A 16,391-nucleotide genomic window follows, 5' to 3' on the forward strand; every position below is an offset into this window, starting at 1 on the left:
AATGATAGTAAAAGATATAAAAAACATTATTCGTACTTCAAAAGAAATACATGCAAAAGATGGACAATGGTGTAGTAGAAGAATGCTTTTAAAAGATGATAAAATGGGGTTTTCTTTTCATGAAACAATCATAAAAGCAAATACAAAAACACACATTCACTATAAAAACCATCTTGAAGCTGTTTATTGTGTAGGAGGAAATGGAAAAATTGAAGATTTGAAAACAGGAACTATACACGATGTTTATGATGGAATTATGTATGCTTTGAATAATAACGATGAACACTACTTATATGGTGGTAGTGTTGATATGAGGCTTATTTGTGTGTTTAATCCACCACTAACTGGATTGGAAAATCATGACGAAAATGGTGTTTATCCACTAATAAATTAAATTTTGAATAGGAATCCCTATTCAAAATATTTTTAGTGGCAACCACATCCAGTTCCACATCCACCACTTTTTTTAGCTTCATGTTCTGCTTTTATTTTTTGTCCTTCAGTTGAACAAGCACTAACACCTGCTGGCATAATTGGTTGAATATCAGCATTTGAAACCTCATTTTGGCTATCCAAAATAGAGATCAATTTATCTGCAGCTATCATATATCTTTTTGCTGTAATTGACTCTGGTTCAAAATAAACAATTGGTTTTCCACTATCTCCACCTTTTCTAATAGCTGGTTCTATAGGAAGATTTCCTAAAACTTGAGTATTGTACTCTTTTGCCAAATCTTCACAAGTTCCCATACCAAAAATATCACTTTCAGTATTACAATTTGGACAAATAAACCCACTCATATTCTCAACTATTCCAGCAACAGGAATATGAAGTTTTTGAAACATATCTAAACTTCTTCTACTATCATCAAGTGCAACATGTTGTGGAGTTGTTACATTTATTCCAACACTTACTGGGACACTTTGAGCTAAAGTTAGTTGAGCATCGCCTGTTCCTGGAGGCATATCAATAAATAATATATCCAATTCTTCCCATAAAATATCTGTTAAAAGTTGTTGAATTGCTTTCATTATCATAGCTCCACGCCAAATAACAGCTTCTCCCTCTTTCATCAAAATACCCATTGACATAACATCAACACCATAGGCATTCAAAGGTTTTGCTTTATTCCCTAAAACTTCAACTTCCATCCCATTTACACCCATCATTCTAGGGATATTTGGACCATAAATATCAGCATCTAAAATACCAACTTTTTTACCTTGCATAGCACTAGCTACTGCTAAATTTACAGTTGTAGTTGATTTTCCAACTCCACCTTTTCCAGAACTCACCATAACAATTTTTTTAATCTGTGGAGCAATATTTTTTCCACTTACACTATTACTTTGTTGAGTTTGTTCTTTTGGTTTATTAAAATTTATTGTTAAATTTAAACCAAAAGAGCTTAAACAGGCTGAAATATCTTTTCTTAATTCTTCTTCAACATCTTTTGCAGTTGATGTAATATCCAATAAAATTGTACAATTTTTATCATCAAGTAAAATATCCTTTACAAATCCAAATTCAACAATTGATTTTGAAAAGTTAGGATATTTAACACTTTCTAAAGCTTTTTTAATATCTTCTATTCTCATTTTAAATCCTTTTTATTTGAAGCAAGGAATTATATTTTAATTAGGATAATTTTTGTCTTAAATTATCCTGCCATATTATCTATTGCTTCTCCATGAGTTTTTACAATCTTCTGTGTAATTTTATACGAACAAAACTTAGGACCACACATAGAACAAAACTCTGCTTCTTTAAATACATCTTGAGGTAATGTTTCATCATGGAACTCTCTTGCTCTATCAGGATCAAGTGCTAGTTCAAACTGTTTGTTCCAATCAAAAGCATATCTTGCATCACTCATCTCATCATCTATATCTCTTGCACCTTTTCGCCCTCTTGCAATATCAGCACTATGAGCAGCAATTTTATATGCAATTATTCCATTTCTTACATCTTCAGCATTAGGAAGTCCTAAATGCTCTTTTGGAGTAACATAACAAAGCATACTTGCTCCATGCCATCCACCAACAGCAGCACCTATTGCACTAGAAATATGATCATATCCAGCACCAATATCTGTTGTAAGTGGTCCTAATATATAAAATGGAGCTTCGTGGCAATACTCTCGCTCTAATTTCATATTTCTTTCAATTTGATTTAAAGGAACATGTCCAGGACCTTCAATCATAACTTGAACATCTTTTTCCCAAGCTCTTAAAGTTAATTCTCCAAGAACTTTTAACTCTCTTAATTGTGCTTCATCACTAGCATCTGCTAAACATCCAGGTCTTAAACTATCCCCTAAAGATAATGATACATCATATTTTCTACAAATATCTAAAATATCATCAAAAGCTTCATAAAATGGATTTTCTTTATGATAGTGCATCATCCAAGCAGCCATTAAACTTCCACCTCGACTTACTATTCCCATTTTTCTTTTTGCAATGTGTGGCATAAATTCCAATAAAAATCCTGCATGAATTGTGAAATATGAAACACCTTGTTGTGCTTGTTTTTCTATAACTTCAAGCATTTTTTCTATACTCAAATCTTCAATTTTATCTTTAACATCATGTAGTATTTGATACATAGGAACCGTACCAATAGGAACTGTCGAGTGTTCGATTACAGCTCTTCTTATCATATCTAAATCACCACCCGTACTTAAATCCATAATAGTATCTGCACCATATTTCAAACAAACATCAACTTTCTCAATTTCTTTACTTACATCACTTGCCAATGCTGAACTCCCAATATTTGCATTTATCTTACAAGATGATGCCATTCCAATAGCCATAGGAGTTAAATGTTTATGATTAACATTTGCTGGAATTATAAGTCTTCCACGAGCAATTTCAGCTCTTACAAGTTCTGGTTCAAGCTTTTCAACTTTTGCAACATATTCCATATCTGGAGTTATAATTCCCTGTTTTGCATAGTACATTTGTGTTCGTACTTTATCATTTTTGTTATTATCTAACCAAGTTCTCATATCTTTTCCTTTATCTTTTTGCTATACCAGTTAATTCTTTGTGTTCCTTTGCAGGGAAAACAAAAGATGCCATATGAATTTCAGAAGAGTAATACTCTAAATTATCCAATAAATCTGCTCTTTGTAAGTTTATATCAGCTGTTGGATGATATTTTTTAGATGCTATTATTGATGTGTTATGACCAAATCTAAATGGCATAGCTATCCAAAATTTCTCTCCTACAAGTTTTAAATCTGAAATTAATCTATCTTTATCTTTTGAAAAGGCTTTTGTAGAAAAAGTAATAAGTGCATCATTTTTCAAAACTCTTGAAATATTTGCTAAACTTTTTAAATCAAGCTTTACATCTGTAAAAATGATAGTATCAACTGATTTATCTTCTTTTGTACATACAAAATCTAAATCCCCATACTCAATATTTGAAATTTTAGAGTGTTTATTTGCTTCTTGTTTTATAGCTTCATCAACTGTTCCAATAATCAAAACATTTTTAGCCTCTTGATGAGTGCAAAGAGAAATATGAACCATCATCTCTGCAAAAACATTACTATCTTTCATTGTTAAATCCTTTTTGATTGTTATGTTTTTTTATTGTTAGCTGGATTTTTGAGTAAAAAAAAGGGTACTTTCTTAAAGAAAGCACCCCTTTTATATTAAATTTATTATCAAGTTTATTAAATTTAATTTTAAAATCGCTTCCTACTCTGGTGTTAACCAACAGGTTCAAAGGGTCAGGTTTTAACCTTCTCAACGCTAAATAGCGTCCCCCCGCAATAAAAAAAGTATTCTATCATAAACAACGTTTAAAAGTATAGTTTTTAAACTATAAGTTACAATTGCATATAATATTTAACAATTCAGATTCAGGGATTCTAATTTAAGATGATAAAAAATTTAACAAAATATATAAATAATATTCAAAAACTTCCAGATATTATTATTGAACTTGATAGTTTTAGAAAATCTAAAAATAAAAATTCTAAACATCTAGTAATGCTTATAAAAAAAGATAAAAATATTCATCAAGATATTCTAAAAATTATGAATTTTAATATTTTTGATTTTGGTACAAAACCACAAAATATTACAAATCTTATAGCCATTACAAATTTAGAATTTGTTACGACTTTGGCAACAGCCTTGGCAATTACAAAAAGCATAAATTTAAATTTATTTTCTTATGCTGTTACAATAGATGATTTTTTATACTCAAATATTTTAGCAATGAGAATTACAGATATTTGGATAGGGAAAATTGATAAATCTTTAAAAAATGAACTTTTACTTTTATCTTTTTTACAAAATATTTCAAAACCCATAATCTCTCTAGCAATTAGTGAAAATAAACTAACAGAAAAATTTTTAAATTATATTTCAAATAGTGATGATTTATCACAAAGTGAAGAAAAATTTACTGGTTATAAAACAGGAAGAATAACTGCGAATATATTAAAACAATGGGATTTAAGCTATAAAATAATACTTCCTATTTTATTTGCACAAGATTTATTAAACTGCCCAGAAGAGTTTAGATTGAAAGCTGTGATTCTAAATATAATAAACCAAATTTGTAATTTACGAGAGCCCTTATGCGATAAAAATATACACAAAGCTTTAGAAGATTTAGCTTTATTTGATTTTGAAATAGATATTTTTTTAGCTTCGATTGATGAAATAAAAAATATTATTAATAAGACAATTTAACTCTTCTATAAGTAACATTTAGTTAGAATCTGTAACTTTTTTACTCAAAGGAATGGTATTGTTAGATGTTACTTTAGTAGTTTTATGTGCTGGAAATTCTGCAAGATTTGAAAAAATGTGTAAAAAGCAGTGGTTAAGAGTTGGTAATGAACCATTGTGGCTAAATGTTACAAAAAGGTTAAGTTCTTACTCAAAATTTTCTAAAACAATTGTTGTATCTCATAAAGATGAACTAAACTATATGAAAAATTTTAGCGATTGCTACACTTTTGTTGAAGGTGGAGACACTAGACAAAACTCAATCAAAAATGCTTTAAAAAAAGTTGATACAAAATATGTAATGATTAGCGATGTTGCTAGAGCTTGTATAAATAAAGAAATTGTTTTAAACCTACTAGAGAATAAAGATAAAGCATCTTGTATCGTTCCTGTTTTAGATGTAAGTGATACTGTTATTTTTGAAGAAAATACTATAAATCGTGATAAAGTAAAACTTATACAAACTCCTCAACTTTCAAATACACAAGTACTAAATAAAGCCCTTGATACACCTAGAGATTTTACAGATGAAAGTAGTGCTATAAAAGCTATTAGTGAAACAATATTCTATATAAAAGGTAGTCTTGAAAGTAAAAAAATCACTTTTGGTGATGAAATAGAGCAAATTCCTTGTTTAAAAAAACCTTCAAACAATTTTTTTACAGGAACTGGTTTTGATATCCATGCTTTTGAAGAGAACAAAGAGATGTTTTTAGGTGGAATAAAACTTCCTTATGAATATGGGTTTAAAGCTCATAGTGATGGTGATGTATTAATACATTCTGTAATAGATGCTCTTTTAGGCGCTATTGGAGGAGGAGATATTGGAGAGTTTTTCCCCGACACTGATGAAAAATATAAAAATATTGACTCAAAAATATTATTAGAGAATATTGTAAATTTTATTTACAATGTTGGGTATGAGATTGTAAATATAGATTTAACAATAATCGCTCAAAAACCAAAAATAAATCCATTTAAAATAGAAATAAAATCTTCTATGGCAAAACTTTTAAAACTTGAAAAACAGTTTATAAATGTAAAAGCAACAACTGCCGAAAAATTAGGATTTATTGGTCGAGCAGAAGGAGTTGCTGTACAAAGTATTGCTACACTAAAATATTATGATTGGACACAAAAATGAATATATTAATTATTGAAAATGAAATTTATCTAGCACAAAAGATAGTATCTAGGCTACTTGATGATGGACATAGTTGTGATTATGTTGAACAAGTAAATATTGAAAATCTTACAAAAGATTATGATATTGTTTTATTATCAACTTCTCTTCCTAGTGAAGTAACAAAAGGTATTATAAAAAGATATGCTGCTAACTCTATTATACTTCTTTTAGTATCTTATATTTCAGATGAAACTGTAACAAACCCTATAAAAGATGGTGCAAAAGATTATATGATGAAACCATTTTTAATGGATGAACTTTTAAGAAAAATATATCACTATAAAGATTGTAGAAGTATGAGAAGAGAGCTTCAAGTTTTAAGAGATTATTTTAATTTTACAATGAATAATATTGATACAAGTGATGTACTGTTGCCTTTATCTTTTCCTTTAATGATTGAAACAAATTTCCAAACTTATGCAGATAAACTTGTATTTGAGATATCAAATAAGCTTGATTTACCTATAAAATTTATTTCATTAAACTCATCTTCTTGGCAAAAGCAATTATTGGCAGTAAATGATAAGTCTATCATATATCTTACAGATTATCACTCTTTAAAGAAAAATATAAAAGAACAACTTTTAAAACAAATAGAAGATAAAAATTGTGTTATATGTACTCTTGAAAGTAATGAACCTTTTATGTATAAAAAAATCACTTTTAACAACGATAATAAAACTCTTGATAATACTCAAATAATGTCAATCAATGACTATGTAAAAATGATGGTAACCACTTATCAAAATAGATATCCAGATACAGAATTATCAAAAAGATTAGGAATTTCAAGAAAATCTCTTTGGGAAAAAAGAAAAAAACTTGAAATCGATAAAAAGAAGTAAAAATGAATATTAGAAGATTTTTTTTAACAGTTGGATATAGTGGTCTTAGCCCCAAAGCACCTGGAACTGTTGGAAGTTTTGTGGCTCTTATTTTAGGGCTTTTTTTACTAGAATTTCTACATACTTCAACTCTATTTTTACTTTCATTGCTAATAACAGTAGTTGCTATAAAACAAATAAATATATATGAAGAAGAAGTTGGTATTCACGATGGTAGTGAAATAGTAATAGATGAATTAGCTGGAATGTGGATAGCATTAAGTATTTGTGGAATCAATAGTGAAAATGTATTAGTATTGGCTCCTCTTGCATTTATTTTCTTTAGAATTTTTGATATATATAAACCATCAGTTATAGGAAAAATTGATAGAGATGTAAAAGGTGGATTAGGTGTGATGGGAGATGATGTAGTTGCAGGAGTCTTTGCTGGTATTTGTACAGCTGGAAGTTGGCAATTAATAGAGAAGTTTATTCTGTAATCTCTTTAAAAAACTCTGCAATATCTACTTCGAGAACATAAGCTATTTTTAGCAAATGTTCTATATTGAAATGATTGTTTCTATGATTTATCTCTGCACATGATATTATACTTACAGATTTATGCCCTATTTTATGGGCTAAGTCTAGTTGGCTAATACCTTTTTCTTTTCTTATTCTTTTAACATTTTGCCCAATTATTTTATGAAAATCATTTATATAAGTTTCATTCATATCGTCGATATGTTTCAATTTATCCCCTATGACTTGTTATGTCAAGTTGCTAGGAATATACTAATAAGATAAAGTTATTTTTACAACTTGTTACTACAAGAGAAAAAATACAAGGATATAAATGAAAGTTGCTATGACAAATCCTAAAACAGGAGAAATAAGAGAAGTTAAAGTTGGTTGGAGTTGGATATTATTCCTATTTTCTGGTTTTTTTGGATTACCTCTTTTTCTAAGAAAATTACATATTTGGGGTGGAATATTTTTAGTTCTTTGGGTTGTTTATCTCATTGCTCCTTCAATGATGCAAAATGAAGAAGAAGCATTAGGTTTAATGATTTTATTAAATCTATTTTTCTTAGGTTTACAAATTTGGTTAGGTATAAAAGGAAATGAGATAACAGCTAAAAATTATCTTGAATTTGGTTGGCATTTTACTAATCCTGATAGTGATGAAGTAAGATTTGCAAAAGGTAAGTGGGGAATAAATGTATGAAAACATTTTTTAAAATAGTCTTTATTTTAATTATATCACTGATTGCAATTGGTGTTATTTTTGATAATACAGAAGAAAAGAATTTACAAAAACTAGAAACAATCAAAACTTCTAATATAGATAAAATCTCTCCAACTGGTACATTATATGATATTTATACATTAATGAGTGATTACACTGATTTACAAAGAGTTAATACTGAAAAAGAATTAAAAGGTAAAATTGTTCAATGGACATTACCAGTTTTTGAAGTTAGTAAATTAAGTGAAAATAAGTATAAAATTCAAACAGATTCGGGTACTTTTTTTGGAACAAAATATGTTGGTACATTTACGACAATATACACTCAAAGTAAAGATGAAGTCATATTTATAGAAAATATTAAAACTGGAAATCTCATAACAGTAAAGGGTGAAATAACTGGAACTTTTATGAGAAATATTCAAATTGAACCTGCTATATTAATATTAAAATAAGGATTAAAAATGAGTTTATTAAAAAAGATAATTATAGGGTGTTTATTTTTAACTTCACTCGCCTTTGCTTCAAATGATATTTATATGGTACAAAAAGGTACTTTGAATTTTAATAAAAATATCACCATAGAAAAAGTATTTAATGATTATAAATATTTTGATGAAATCGAGTGGGAAAGTTTTGTTGATAATAATATTAGGGTTGTAAATGTAGTTTCAAAACTATCTTATCAATATTTATTTAATAATGCAACAGATGGTTGGACTTCAGAACTCGATGTATATTTTTTAGTTCAATTTATATTAAATGATAAAGCTATTATACCTCATGACGTGGGATTAATATACCTTGATGGAAAAACTGATGAGTTAATAAGTGAAAAATATGCAGTTGAATTAAATATTGATCAAAATAAAGTATTAGATATTTTTTATGATATTTATAATAATGAACCATTACGACATTTATATAATTAGGAGAAAATATGTTAAGAATTTTATTACCAATTTTATTTTATAATTTACTTTTTGGAGCTAGTTTTAATTGTACAAAAGCTTCTTCATATGTTGAAAAAATGATTTGTGCAGATGCACAATTATCAGAACTTGATAGTAAAATGGGAACTCTATATAAAGAAGCTTCTAAAAACACAACTAATAAAAAAGAGTTATTAGATAAGCAAAGAACTTGGGTAAAAGATAGAGAAAATTGTACAAATGTTTATTGCATATTTTTATCAACAAAAAATAGAATAAGTCAATTAGAAAGTTTATCATCGAATAATTTAGTTAATATTGCTTCAAATGATAAAATTCCTTTTGATATAAGTATCGAAACAGCTTATAATGAAGCTTGGGAATTTAACTATCCATTAATTACAATTACAGCATTAAAAGATAATTTAAAACTTGTAAATATTAAAGCAAATAAAGGAAAATGCAAAATTGAAATTGAACCTAGTATTTACATTTCAAATGGTATGCCAGTAGTAGAAAATAACTCTTTCCCACTAAAAATAAATGAATATGATACTTTAAAAGCTAGAGTTTCACAAGAATGTATATTGTTAAGAATTGATATTTCAACAGATGAATACGAATGGACATTGGAAAATAAAAAGGACTTTTTTTATTTTAATTAAAATTAATAAGGAATATAATGGCTAAAAAAGATTTATTAACAAAAGAAGATAAAGACCTAAATCAAGAGAAATTTAGTGAAATTATAAATAATAGTGCTTTAGGTCGCCTAAATGTAATAGATGCTTTTGAAACATTAAAGACTTTGCCTAATTTAAGAGAATTAACAAGTTCTCATCTTCAAACACTAAAAACTGTATTTAGCTTGTCAAATGAAATAAAAACAAATGCTATGGATAAAATTCCTGTTTTAGATATAAATAAAACACTTGACAAATTGGAAAATAGATTAGAAAATGCAAATTCAAGTGAAGAATTAAAAATAATATGTGATACTATTATAAAAATTACAGAAAAACATTATAATACAATCTCAGCAATAAATAAAAATGATGTTAATGTACTTAAAAAAGCGATAGATTTTGTCACAGAAGTTACAAAGACAGCTATAACAGTTAAGTCAAAAATTTTCTAAAATAATTTATACCGAATTTTAGGTTAAGGATTTTATCCTTAGCCTTTTAGATTTATTTTACAGAATTTGCAAACTCTTTATATATTGGAGAGTTTGATACTGGAGTAAATTCGCTACTTAAAATATCTTTATTTTTATATTTTAAAGCTACTAAACTATTATCAAATACTTTTGTGTAAGTTACATCTGCTAGATTTTTTATACTATCATCTATTTTATAATCACTATTTATACCATATATTTCAACAGTTTTTTCACCTTTTACAGGATGACTTCCATATTTGATAGATTTTATTTTTTCTACTTTTACACCATTTGCTAATGCAACTAAATAGTGACCTAATCCAACAGCAATTAGTGGTATATTTGCATCAAGTAGTTTCTTAACTTCACTTACTATTGAAGTTAAAATATTTGGATTTCCTGCTCCACTACTAAGGGCAACTCCTCCTATTTCATTTGATTTAAATCTAGCTATTATATCATCTGCTTTTATTGAGTATGGAACAACTTCAACTTCAAGCCCAGCTTCTACAAGTTCATTTAAAAATGATTTTTTAGCTCCTAAATCTACAACTAATACTTTTTTATCACTCATACTAGCTTTATTGTATTCTTGTAAATCAGGATTCCAAGCACCAGATTTATGGATATAAATATCTTTTGTAGAGTTTTGGCTTACAAAATCTATTTCATCATATTTTTTTGCTTCGCTTAATTTTTTTGATAGTTCATCTTTGTTAGAAATCGATGTTGAAGCTATCATCATCATACTTCCTTCTTCTCTAACAATTGTAGTTAAAAATCTTGTATCAATATCACAAATACCCATAACACCTTGTTCTTTTAAAAAGTTACTCAAACTTTGTTCTGCTCTATAACTTGAATATTCATCATGATAAGTTCTTACAAGTATTCCTATTGCATGAGATTTTGAACTTTCAAAATCAACACTATTTGCACCAACATTTCCTACCTCAACAGGTGTGAAATTGATAAATAAACCTGCATTTGATGGATCTGTAACTATTTCTTGATGTCCAAAAGTTGCATTATTGTAAACTAATTTTCCAATTGCAGTTGTATCTGCACCAAAAGATTTTGCCTCTAAAAATATTCCATTTTCTAAATAAATATATACTTTTTGCATTAAATTAATCCTCTTTTTATTAACTCTTCTTCATAAAGTCTATGATATACCAAATCATAATCTTCTGTACCAGGAATTAGTTTTCTTTTATAGTTTCTAAGCTTTGCTAAAACCTCACTGTCCGCTTTTTCAAATCCTTTTATAAAATCGTCCAAAGAACCAAATATCACATTTTTAATTTGGTTATCTGAACATCTAAAGTGTATATAGTCCTCCTCCCATAGATAATCTAATATTTTGTGAGAAATATCAGAAAATCTATCTTCATTGTTTAAGATTACTCCAAAATCATTTGCAAGTCTTTTTTTAGTCATCCAAAAAAGTTGCCGTCTATCCGCATTTAAATACTCTATTTCTTCTTCTTGAGAATCTAAAATCTCTTGAACCTTTTCATCTAAAGCTTGTTCTTTTTCTATATCTTCATCTAAAATTCTTTCGATTTCAGCTTCAATACTATTTTTTTCTTTTCTTACTTCTACAAAATCACAAGTTAGTAAATCTCTTGTGATTCTTCTTGCTACATAAGGCGTGTGATGTAATCTTAATCTCATAGTATTATCCTCTTATAATTGTGTCTGCTCTTTCTGGAGAAGTTGAAACTATTCCAACTTTTACAGAAGTTATTTCTTCTATTTTTTCTATATATTTTTTTGCATTTGCTGGAAGAGATTCATAATCTCTTATCCCAACTACACTATCCCAACCATCAATTTCTTCATAAATTGCTGTTACATTTTCCATATCTGATGGCATATAATCTATTCTTTTTCCATTAAACTCATAAGCTACACAAACTTTTATCTTAGAAAAACCATCTAAAACATCTAGTTTCATAAGTGCTAATTTATCACACCCATTTAGTCTACTTGCATATCTTACCGCAACTGCATCAAACCAACCACATCTTCTTTTTCTTCCTGTTACCGTTCCAAACTCTTTTCCAACTTCCCCAATTTTTACTCCATCTTGAGTAAAATCTTCTGTAGGGAAAGGACCATTTCCTACTCTTGTACAATATGCCTTTACTATACCAATTACTTCTCCAATATCTTTTGGATTAAGTCCTAAGCCTGTACAAGCACCAGCACTAACTGTACTTGAACTTGTCACATAAGGATAAGTTCCGTGGTCAATATCTAAAAGTGTTCCTTGAGCACCTTCTAGTAATACTCTTTTATTTTCTTCAAGTGCTTTCCAAACCATATTCGTTGTATTTGTAATATATGGTGCTAAATTATTACTATAAGATTCTAGCTCTCTTAATAGGTCACTTTTTTGTGGAGTTTTTATTTCTAATACATCAAAGATAGCTTTATTTTGTGCAAAATAATCTAAAATATCATCACAAAGTTTAACTGGATTTAAAAGTTCTCCAGCTCTAAAGCCACTTCTACTTATCTTTTCAGCATAAGTTGGTCCAATTCCTTTTCCAGTAGTACCAATAGCTCTATCACCTTTAAGTCTCTCTTTTGCTTGATCAATTAGAGCATGAAATGGTAAATTTAAATGTGCTTTATCAGATATATATAGTCGTCCTTTTAAGTTATCAAATTGACTCATCTCTTTTAATATATTTTCTGGAGATACGACAACTCCATTTCCAATAATATTTATAGCTTTTGGATTTAAAATTCCTGAAGGAATAAGTTGTAGTGCATATCTTACACCATCAACCCAAATAGTATGACCAGCATTGTGTCCACCTTGGCTTCTACAAACCATATCATACTTTTGTGCTAACATATCAACTATCTTACCTTTTCCTTCATCTCCCCATTGAATTCCAACTATTACATCTGCTTTCATTTTATCCCTCTAACATTTTTAATAAATTATCTGTATACAATGCAAACCCTAAAGAACTTAGTCCATCAGTAGAGTACATTCCACCTTTACATAAAACTAAATTTTTATCTATTACTCTAAAATAAATATCATCATAGTATTTTAGTATCCCATAATATAGTGGTGCAATTATAATATTTGAGTAGTTTACTTCTTTTGCTTTTGTAAGAAGTTTTTCTAACTCTTTTTTTAAACTATTTGGTACTACCTTTATAGTATTTTCTAAACTTTTTATATCCTTTACTCTTAGAAGAGTATTCAACCAATCACAATTTAGTTTTAAAAGTTCTGAAATTTCTCCCTTTTTAAATATCTCAATATCAATATTTAATTCAAGACTAACTAATCTTGGAATATTTATATTTGATATTTGCAAAATTGGTTCTATTTTTAAAGATTTTAAAATCTCCGCTGTTAAATTTATAATATCAGAGATATTAGTATGCTCTATCCATTCACAACCAATTTGATAATCCTCTTTTGATGGATAAGAAAATATAGGCTGAACATAAAACCATTTTCTATGCTTTGTAGTTCTTCCTAATCTTTTTGTTATAATTCTTACAACATCTAAAGTAGAATCTGCTCTTAAAGAAACTTGCTCATTTTCTTCATCTGAAAATTTTATCAATTTTTTATCATTTTCAATTGATTGATGTTGTGAATATGAAAAATTTGGAGTTAAAATTTCTTCAAAACCATTATTTTCTAAAATTTCACAAACACTATTTTCAAGAACTCTTTTTGCTCTTGCAAGTTTTCCAAAATAGAGTCTACTTCCTTTTGGGATTTCATGTTCAAATATCATTAAATCATTTTCCTTTAAACATTGTTGTTGCAAATACTTTATTTGCAGTTCCATCAAATGTTCTAATTCCTAACTCATCCATAACTAATTCAATAGCATTTACTGCCCAAGAAGATTCAAAATCTTCAACCAATCCCATATGATTTATTCTAAAGATTTTTCCAGATAAATGATCTTGACCACCAGCAATATCAACACTATATTTTGTTTTTAAAATTTTTCTAATCTCATTTGATTGCTCTGTATAAACTGTTGTCATGGCATTTGCTGGATTTTGTGGATATATTTCAAATCCAATAGCTTTTAAAGCTTCTCTTGTAGCTTTTGCTCTTAATGCAGTTTGTGCATATAAATTATCAAATCCAATCTCTTTGAATTTTTCTAAAATAGCTTCTAATCCCATAATCAAAGTAGTTGCTGCTGTATAAGCTGTTGTATTTTTTCTTTGATTTTTTAACTCATTTGCTAAATTAAAATAATACCCAGATGGTTGCTCTTCTATTTTTTTAATTGCACTAGCTGATAAACCAATCATTGCTAATGCTGGTGGTAACATAAATGCTTTCTGACTTCCAGTAATAACAGCATCAAGATTTGAAACATCTATTTTTTCAACACCTATAGCCGTGATTCCATCTGCAATGATCATAATATCTGGATTTATTTTTTTAACTTCTTTTGCAATTTCTTCAACAGGATGTCTTAATCCTCCTGCACTTTCACAAATTTGAATAAAAATGGCATCAATAGTAGAGTCATTTTTAACTGTATTTACAACTTGTTCAACACTAACAGGAGTATTCCACTCATTTTTTATCTCTGTATATTCTATGTTGAATGCTTTACATATTTTTCCAAATCTCTCACCAAATTTTCCAGAATTTATTGTAAGAGCTTTCTTTCTTGTTAAATTTGTAATACAAGCTTCCATAGCCCCAGTTCCACTCGAAGCCAACATTAAAACTTCTGGCATTCCATATAATTCAATAAGTAAATCTCTAGTCTTTCCAAAAATCGCTTCAAATTCTTTAGTTCTATGGTGTATTGTGATATCAGACATTGCTTTTCTAGCAAATTCTGGTACAGGAGTTGGACCTGGTGTCAATAACATATTCTTTATCCTTAATAAATTTTTATTCAGTAAAACAGAACATTCTATCGAAAAAAAGATTATTAAATGGTTAAACAAATATTTAATTAGCTATAATTACAGCATTAATTTTATTAAGGAAAAAAATGAATCTTTTAAAAATAGCTTTGGGTACACTCATTTTAACGAGCACTTTGTTTTCAAAAGAGTATATAGTAAATAAAGACAATTCAAATGCACAATTTCAAATAAAATATCAAAAAAGTAATATTATTGATGGAACTTTTAAAGATTTATCAGGAAAAATAGATTTTGATGAACTATCTAATAATATAAAATCATTAAAAGGTGAGATAGAAATCGATTCAATACAAACTTTAAATGAAAGTTTAGAAGAGTTAATAAAAAGTGACAAAATATTAGACAATAAAAAATTCCCAAAAATCACTTTTACTGCTACAAAAATAGAAGAAAATAAAATTTTTGGTGATTTAAAAATAAAAGATGTCACTAGAAATATAGAGTTCGAACTACAAAATAATGGTGTTTTTTTAGACACTTTATACTTAACTTTGACAACAAATATAAAAAGAAGTTTTTTTGATTTAAGTTGGGATGAACTTTTGGATACTGGAAGTAGTGCAACTTCGAATGAAATTCAAATTCAAATTAATATAGAAGCAAATTTACTGGATAAATTCTATTTTAAAGATAAAAAAGCAAAATAATTTTACATTAACTTTTATAAAGTAAAATTTTGACCTTTATTATTAAAATTAACAAAAGGAAAAAAATGAAAAAAATAACATTAGGATTAATCTCTGTAGCCCTTGCTACTTCTTTATTTGCTAGTGAATACAAAGTTGATGCTACAAATTCAAATGCAGGATTTACAGTAAAACATATGATGGTTTCAAATGTACATGGAAAATTTAAAGATGTATCTGGAACTTTTGAATTTGATGAAAAAACAAATGCTTTAGTTTCTTTAAATGGTGAGATTATGATAGCTTCAGTTGATACTGCCGATGAAAAAAGAGATAATCACTTAAAAGCTGACGATATATTTGATGCTCAACAATTCCCAAAAATCATTTTTAAATCTACAAAAGTTGAAAAAGATACAGTTTACGGTGATTTAACTATGAAAGGTGTTACAAAAAACATCAAACTTGATTTGGAAAATGGGGGAGCATTAGGTAAAAAAGCTGGTTTTACTTTAAGTGGTAAAATAAATAGAAGTGATTTTGGAGTTACTTGGAATAAGGCTTTAGAAACAGGTGGTGTTGCTGTGAGTGATGAAGTTAAATTAAATATCGATATTCAAGGAAATCTTAAATAATTTAATGGTCACTCTTTGGAAAGACCATTTCTGAAAATATGTAAATTTTAAAATTTACATATTTTACTCTTG

At 27.9% G+C, this 16,391-nt stretch carries 21 protein-coding genes and 1 riboswitch; of the genes, 12 read left to right on the forward strand and 9 right to left on the reverse strand.

The features are described 5' to 3' along the window. Position 1: 1 nt before the first annotated feature. Positions 2-394, forward strand: a complete 393-nt coding sequence (locus tag CRU91_RS08615; protein WP_113894818.1) for an ectoine synthase — start codon at positions 2-4, stop codon at positions 392-394. 32 nt (positions 395-426) lie between these two features. Here CRU91_RS08615 and CRU91_RS08620 read toward each other — a convergent pair whose 3' ends face one another. From CRU91_RS08620 to CRU91_RS08630, 3 genes are all read right to left on the reverse strand, one after another. Continuing rightward, positions 427-1,599, reverse strand: coding sequence for an Mrp/NBP35 family ATP-binding protein (locus CRU91_RS08620; RefSeq protein ID WP_113894819.1), 1,173 nt, complete (start codon positions 1,597-1,599; stop codon positions 427-429). A gap of 62 nt (positions 1,600-1,661) precedes the next feature. After that, a complete protein-coding gene (gene thiC, locus CRU91_RS08625) occupies positions 1,662-3,014 on the reverse strand; it encodes a phosphomethylpyrimidine synthase ThiC (RefSeq protein ID WP_113894820.1) in 1,353 nt (450 codons plus the stop codon). A gap of 10 nt (positions 3,015-3,024) precedes the next feature. After that, on the reverse strand, positions 3,025-3,573 hold the full coding sequence (locus CRU91_RS08630; RefSeq protein WP_113894821.1) for a spermine/spermidine synthase domain-containing protein: 549 nt from the start codon (positions 3,571-3,573) through the stop codon (positions 3,025-3,027). Between the two features lie 121 nt (positions 3,574-3,694). Then, positions 3,695-3,795: riboswitch (TPP riboswitch) on the reverse strand. A gap of 102 nt (positions 3,796-3,897) precedes the next feature. Between CRU91_RS08630 and CRU91_RS08635 the strand changes: the two genes are divergently transcribed. From CRU91_RS08635 to CRU91_RS08650, 4 genes are read left to right on the forward strand one after another with little or no spacing between them, the layout of a single operon-like run. Beyond that, on the forward strand, positions 3,898-4,719 hold the full coding sequence (locus tag CRU91_RS08635; RefSeq protein WP_113894822.1) for an HDOD domain-containing protein: 822 nt from the start codon (positions 3,898-3,900) through the stop codon (positions 4,717-4,719). Between the two features lie 58 nt (positions 4,720-4,777). Next, complete coding sequence (locus CRU91_RS08640) at positions 4,778-5,902, forward strand: bifunctional 2-C-methyl-D-erythritol 4-phosphate cytidylyltransferase/2-C-methyl-D-erythritol 2,4-cyclodiphosphate synthase (protein WP_113894823.1); 1,125 nt, start codon at positions 4,778-4,780, stop codon at positions 5,900-5,902. Then, on the forward strand, positions 5,899-6,789 hold the full coding sequence (locus CRU91_RS08645; protein ID WP_113894824.1) for a DNA-binding transcriptional response regulator: 891 nt from the start codon (positions 5,899-5,901) through the stop codon (positions 6,787-6,789). Before CRU91_RS08640 ends, CRU91_RS08645 begins: the two co-directional genes overlap by 4 nt. Positions 6,790-6,791: 2 nt before the next feature. Then, entirely contained in the window at positions 6,792-7,268 is a 477-nt protein-coding gene (locus tag CRU91_RS08650) for a phosphatidylglycerophosphatase A family protein (protein WP_113894825.1), read from the forward strand. Here CRU91_RS08650 and CRU91_RS08655 read toward each other — a convergent pair. After that, a complete protein-coding gene (locus CRU91_RS08655) occupies positions 7,258-7,518 on the reverse strand; it encodes a helix-turn-helix domain-containing protein (protein WP_235826984.1) in 261 nt (86 codons plus the stop codon). The two genes, CRU91_RS08650 and CRU91_RS08655, sit on opposite strands and share 11 nt — an antisense overlap. Before the next feature lie 103 nt (positions 7,519-7,621). Here CRU91_RS08655 and CRU91_RS08660 point away from each other — a divergent pair, with 103 nt between their 5' ends. Genes CRU91_RS08660 through CRU91_RS08680 form a run of 5 tightly spaced genes read left to right on the forward strand, consistent with a single transcriptional unit; the run spans position 7,622 to position 10,084 of the window. Continuing rightward, positions 7,622-7,993: a hypothetical protein gene (locus CRU91_RS08660; RefSeq protein ID WP_113894826.1), complete on the forward strand. Its 372-nt coding sequence runs from the start codon at positions 7,622-7,624 to the stop codon at positions 7,991-7,993. After that, entirely contained in the window at positions 7,990-8,469 is a 480-nt protein-coding gene (locus tag CRU91_RS08665; protein ID WP_113894827.1) for an OB-fold protein, read from the forward strand. The genes CRU91_RS08660 and CRU91_RS08665 overlap by 4 nt, the downstream gene beginning before the upstream one ends. Positions 8,470-8,478: 9 nt before the next feature. After that, positions 8,479-8,946, forward strand: coding sequence for a hypothetical protein (locus tag CRU91_RS08670; protein WP_113894828.1), 468 nt, complete (start codon positions 8,479-8,481; stop codon positions 8,944-8,946). 8 nt (positions 8,947-8,954) lie between these two features. Beyond that, positions 8,955-9,611 (forward strand): lysozyme inhibitor LprI family protein, encoded by a 657-nt coding sequence (locus CRU91_RS08675; RefSeq protein WP_113894829.1) that lies wholly within the window; start codon positions 8,955-8,957, stop codon positions 9,609-9,611. A gap of 17 nt (positions 9,612-9,628) precedes the next feature. Beyond that, on the forward strand, positions 9,629-10,084 hold the full coding sequence (locus CRU91_RS08680) for a hypothetical protein (RefSeq protein ID WP_113894830.1): 456 nt from the start codon (positions 9,629-9,631) through the stop codon (positions 10,082-10,084). Positions 10,085-10,136: 52 nt separating this feature from the next. On the opposite strand, the gene CRU91_RS08685 is transcribed toward CRU91_RS08680, so the two are convergent. Genes CRU91_RS08685 through CRU91_RS08705 form a run of 5 tightly spaced genes read right to left on the reverse strand, consistent with a single transcriptional unit; the run spans position 10,137 to position 14,998 of the window. Then, positions 10,137-11,234 (reverse strand): carbamoyl phosphate synthase small subunit, encoded by a 1,098-nt coding sequence (locus CRU91_RS08685; protein ID WP_113894831.1) that lies wholly within the window; start codon positions 11,232-11,234, stop codon positions 10,137-10,139. Beyond that, a complete protein-coding gene (locus tag CRU91_RS08690; RefSeq protein ID WP_113894832.1) occupies positions 11,234-11,785 on the reverse strand; it encodes a DUF507 family protein in 552 nt (183 codons plus the stop codon). The genes CRU91_RS08685 and CRU91_RS08690 overlap by 1 nt, the downstream gene beginning before the upstream one ends. Before the next feature lie 4 nt (positions 11,786-11,789). Further along, entirely contained in the window at positions 11,790-13,040 is a 1,251-nt protein-coding gene (locus CRU91_RS08695) for an adenylosuccinate synthase (RefSeq protein ID WP_113894833.1), read from the reverse strand. Position 13,041: 1 nt separating this feature from the next. Continuing rightward, positions 13,042-13,941, reverse strand: coding sequence for an ATP phosphoribosyltransferase regulatory subunit (locus CRU91_RS08700; protein ID WP_235826985.1), 900 nt, complete (start codon positions 13,939-13,941; stop codon positions 13,042-13,044). Further along, entirely contained in the window at positions 13,892-14,998 is a 1,107-nt protein-coding gene (locus CRU91_RS08705) for a pyridoxal-phosphate-dependent aminotransferase family protein (RefSeq protein ID WP_113894834.1), read from the reverse strand. Before CRU91_RS08705 ends, CRU91_RS08700 begins: the two co-directional genes overlap by 50 nt. 125 nt (positions 14,999-15,123) lie before the next feature. On the opposite strand from CRU91_RS08705, the gene CRU91_RS08710 reads away from it, so the two are divergent. Next, positions 15,124-15,705 carry a YceI family protein gene (locus CRU91_RS08710; protein ID WP_113894835.1) on the forward strand — a complete coding sequence of 194 codons (582 nt, stop codon included), beginning with the start codon at positions 15,124-15,126 and terminating at the stop codon, positions 15,703-15,705. A gap of 65 nt (positions 15,706-15,770) precedes the next feature. Beyond that, positions 15,771-16,319 (forward strand): YceI family protein, encoded by a 549-nt coding sequence (locus CRU91_RS08715; protein WP_113894836.1) that lies wholly within the window; start codon positions 15,771-15,773, stop codon positions 16,317-16,319. Positions 16,320-16,391: the final 72 nt, after the last annotated feature.

This window comes from Aliarcobacter vitoriensis, assembly GCF_003316695.1.
GTDB lineage: Bacteria > Campylobacterota > Campylobacteria > Campylobacterales > Arcobacteraceae > Aliarcobacter > Aliarcobacter vitoriensis.

What these genes read in the sequence shown, in the direction of transcription:
- CRU91_RS08615 (WP_113894818.1), top strand. Translation starts at nt 2, where the DNA reads ATGATAGTAAAAGATATAAAAAACATTATTCGTACTTCAAAAGAAATA.
- CRU91_RS08620 (WP_113894819.1), bottom strand. Translation starts at nt 1,599, where the DNA reads ATGAGAATAGAAGATATTAAAAAAGCTTTAGAAAGTGTTAAATATCCT.
- thiC (WP_113894820.1), bottom strand. Translation starts at nt 3,014, where the DNA reads ATGAGAACTTGGTTAGATAATAACAAAAATGATAAAGTACGAACACAA.
- CRU91_RS08630 (WP_113894821.1), bottom strand. Translation starts at nt 3,573, where the DNA reads ATGAAAGATAGTAATGTTTTTGCAGAGATGATGGTTCATATTTCTCTT.
- CRU91_RS08635 (WP_113894822.1), top strand. Translation starts at nt 3,898, where the DNA reads ATGATAAAAAATTTAACAAAATATATAAATAATATTCAAAAACTTCCA.
- CRU91_RS08645 (WP_113894824.1), top strand. Translation starts at nt 5,899, where the DNA reads ATGAATATATTAATTATTGAAAATGAAATTTATCTAGCACAAAAGATA.
- CRU91_RS08650 (WP_113894825.1), top strand. Translation starts at nt 6,792, where the DNA reads ATGAATATTAGAAGATTTTTTTTAACAGTTGGATATAGTGGTCTTAGC.
- CRU91_RS08660 (WP_113894826.1), top strand. Translation starts at nt 7,622, where the DNA reads ATGAAAGTTGCTATGACAAATCCTAAAACAGGAGAAATAAGAGAAGTT.
- CRU91_RS08665 (WP_113894827.1), top strand. Translation starts at nt 7,990, where the DNA reads ATGAAAACATTTTTTAAAATAGTCTTTATTTTAATTATATCACTGATT.
- CRU91_RS08670 (WP_113894828.1), top strand. Translation starts at nt 8,479, where the DNA reads ATGAGTTTATTAAAAAAGATAATTATAGGGTGTTTATTTTTAACTTCA.
- CRU91_RS08675 (WP_113894829.1), top strand. Translation starts at nt 8,955, where the DNA reads ATGTTAAGAATTTTATTACCAATTTTATTTTATAATTTACTTTTTGGA.
- CRU91_RS08680 (WP_113894830.1), top strand. Translation starts at nt 9,629, where the DNA reads ATGGCTAAAAAAGATTTATTAACAAAAGAAGATAAAGACCTAAATCAA.
- CRU91_RS08685 (WP_113894831.1), bottom strand. Translation starts at nt 11,234, where the DNA reads ATGCAAAAAGTATATATTTATTTAGAAAATGGAATATTTTTAGAGGCA.
- CRU91_RS08690 (WP_113894832.1), bottom strand. Translation starts at nt 11,785, where the DNA reads ATGAGATTAAGATTACATCACACGCCTTATGTAGCAAGAAGAATCACA.
- CRU91_RS08695 (WP_113894833.1), bottom strand. Translation starts at nt 13,040, where the DNA reads ATGAAAGCAGATGTAATAGTTGGAATTCAATGGGGAGATGAAGGAAAA.
- CRU91_RS08700 (WP_235826985.1), bottom strand. Translation starts at nt 13,941, where the DNA reads ATGGAACTGCAAATAAAGTATTTGCAACAACAATGTTTAAAGGAAAAT.
- CRU91_RS08705 (WP_113894834.1), bottom strand. Translation starts at nt 14,998, where the DNA reads ATGTTATTGACACCAGGTCCAACTCCTGTACCAGAATTTGCTAGAAAA.
- CRU91_RS08710 (WP_113894835.1), top strand. Translation starts at nt 15,124, where the DNA reads ATGAATCTTTTAAAAATAGCTTTGGGTACACTCATTTTAACGAGCACT.
- CRU91_RS08715 (WP_113894836.1), top strand. Translation starts at nt 15,771, where the DNA reads ATGAAAAAAATAACATTAGGATTAATCTCTGTAGCCCTTGCTACTTCT.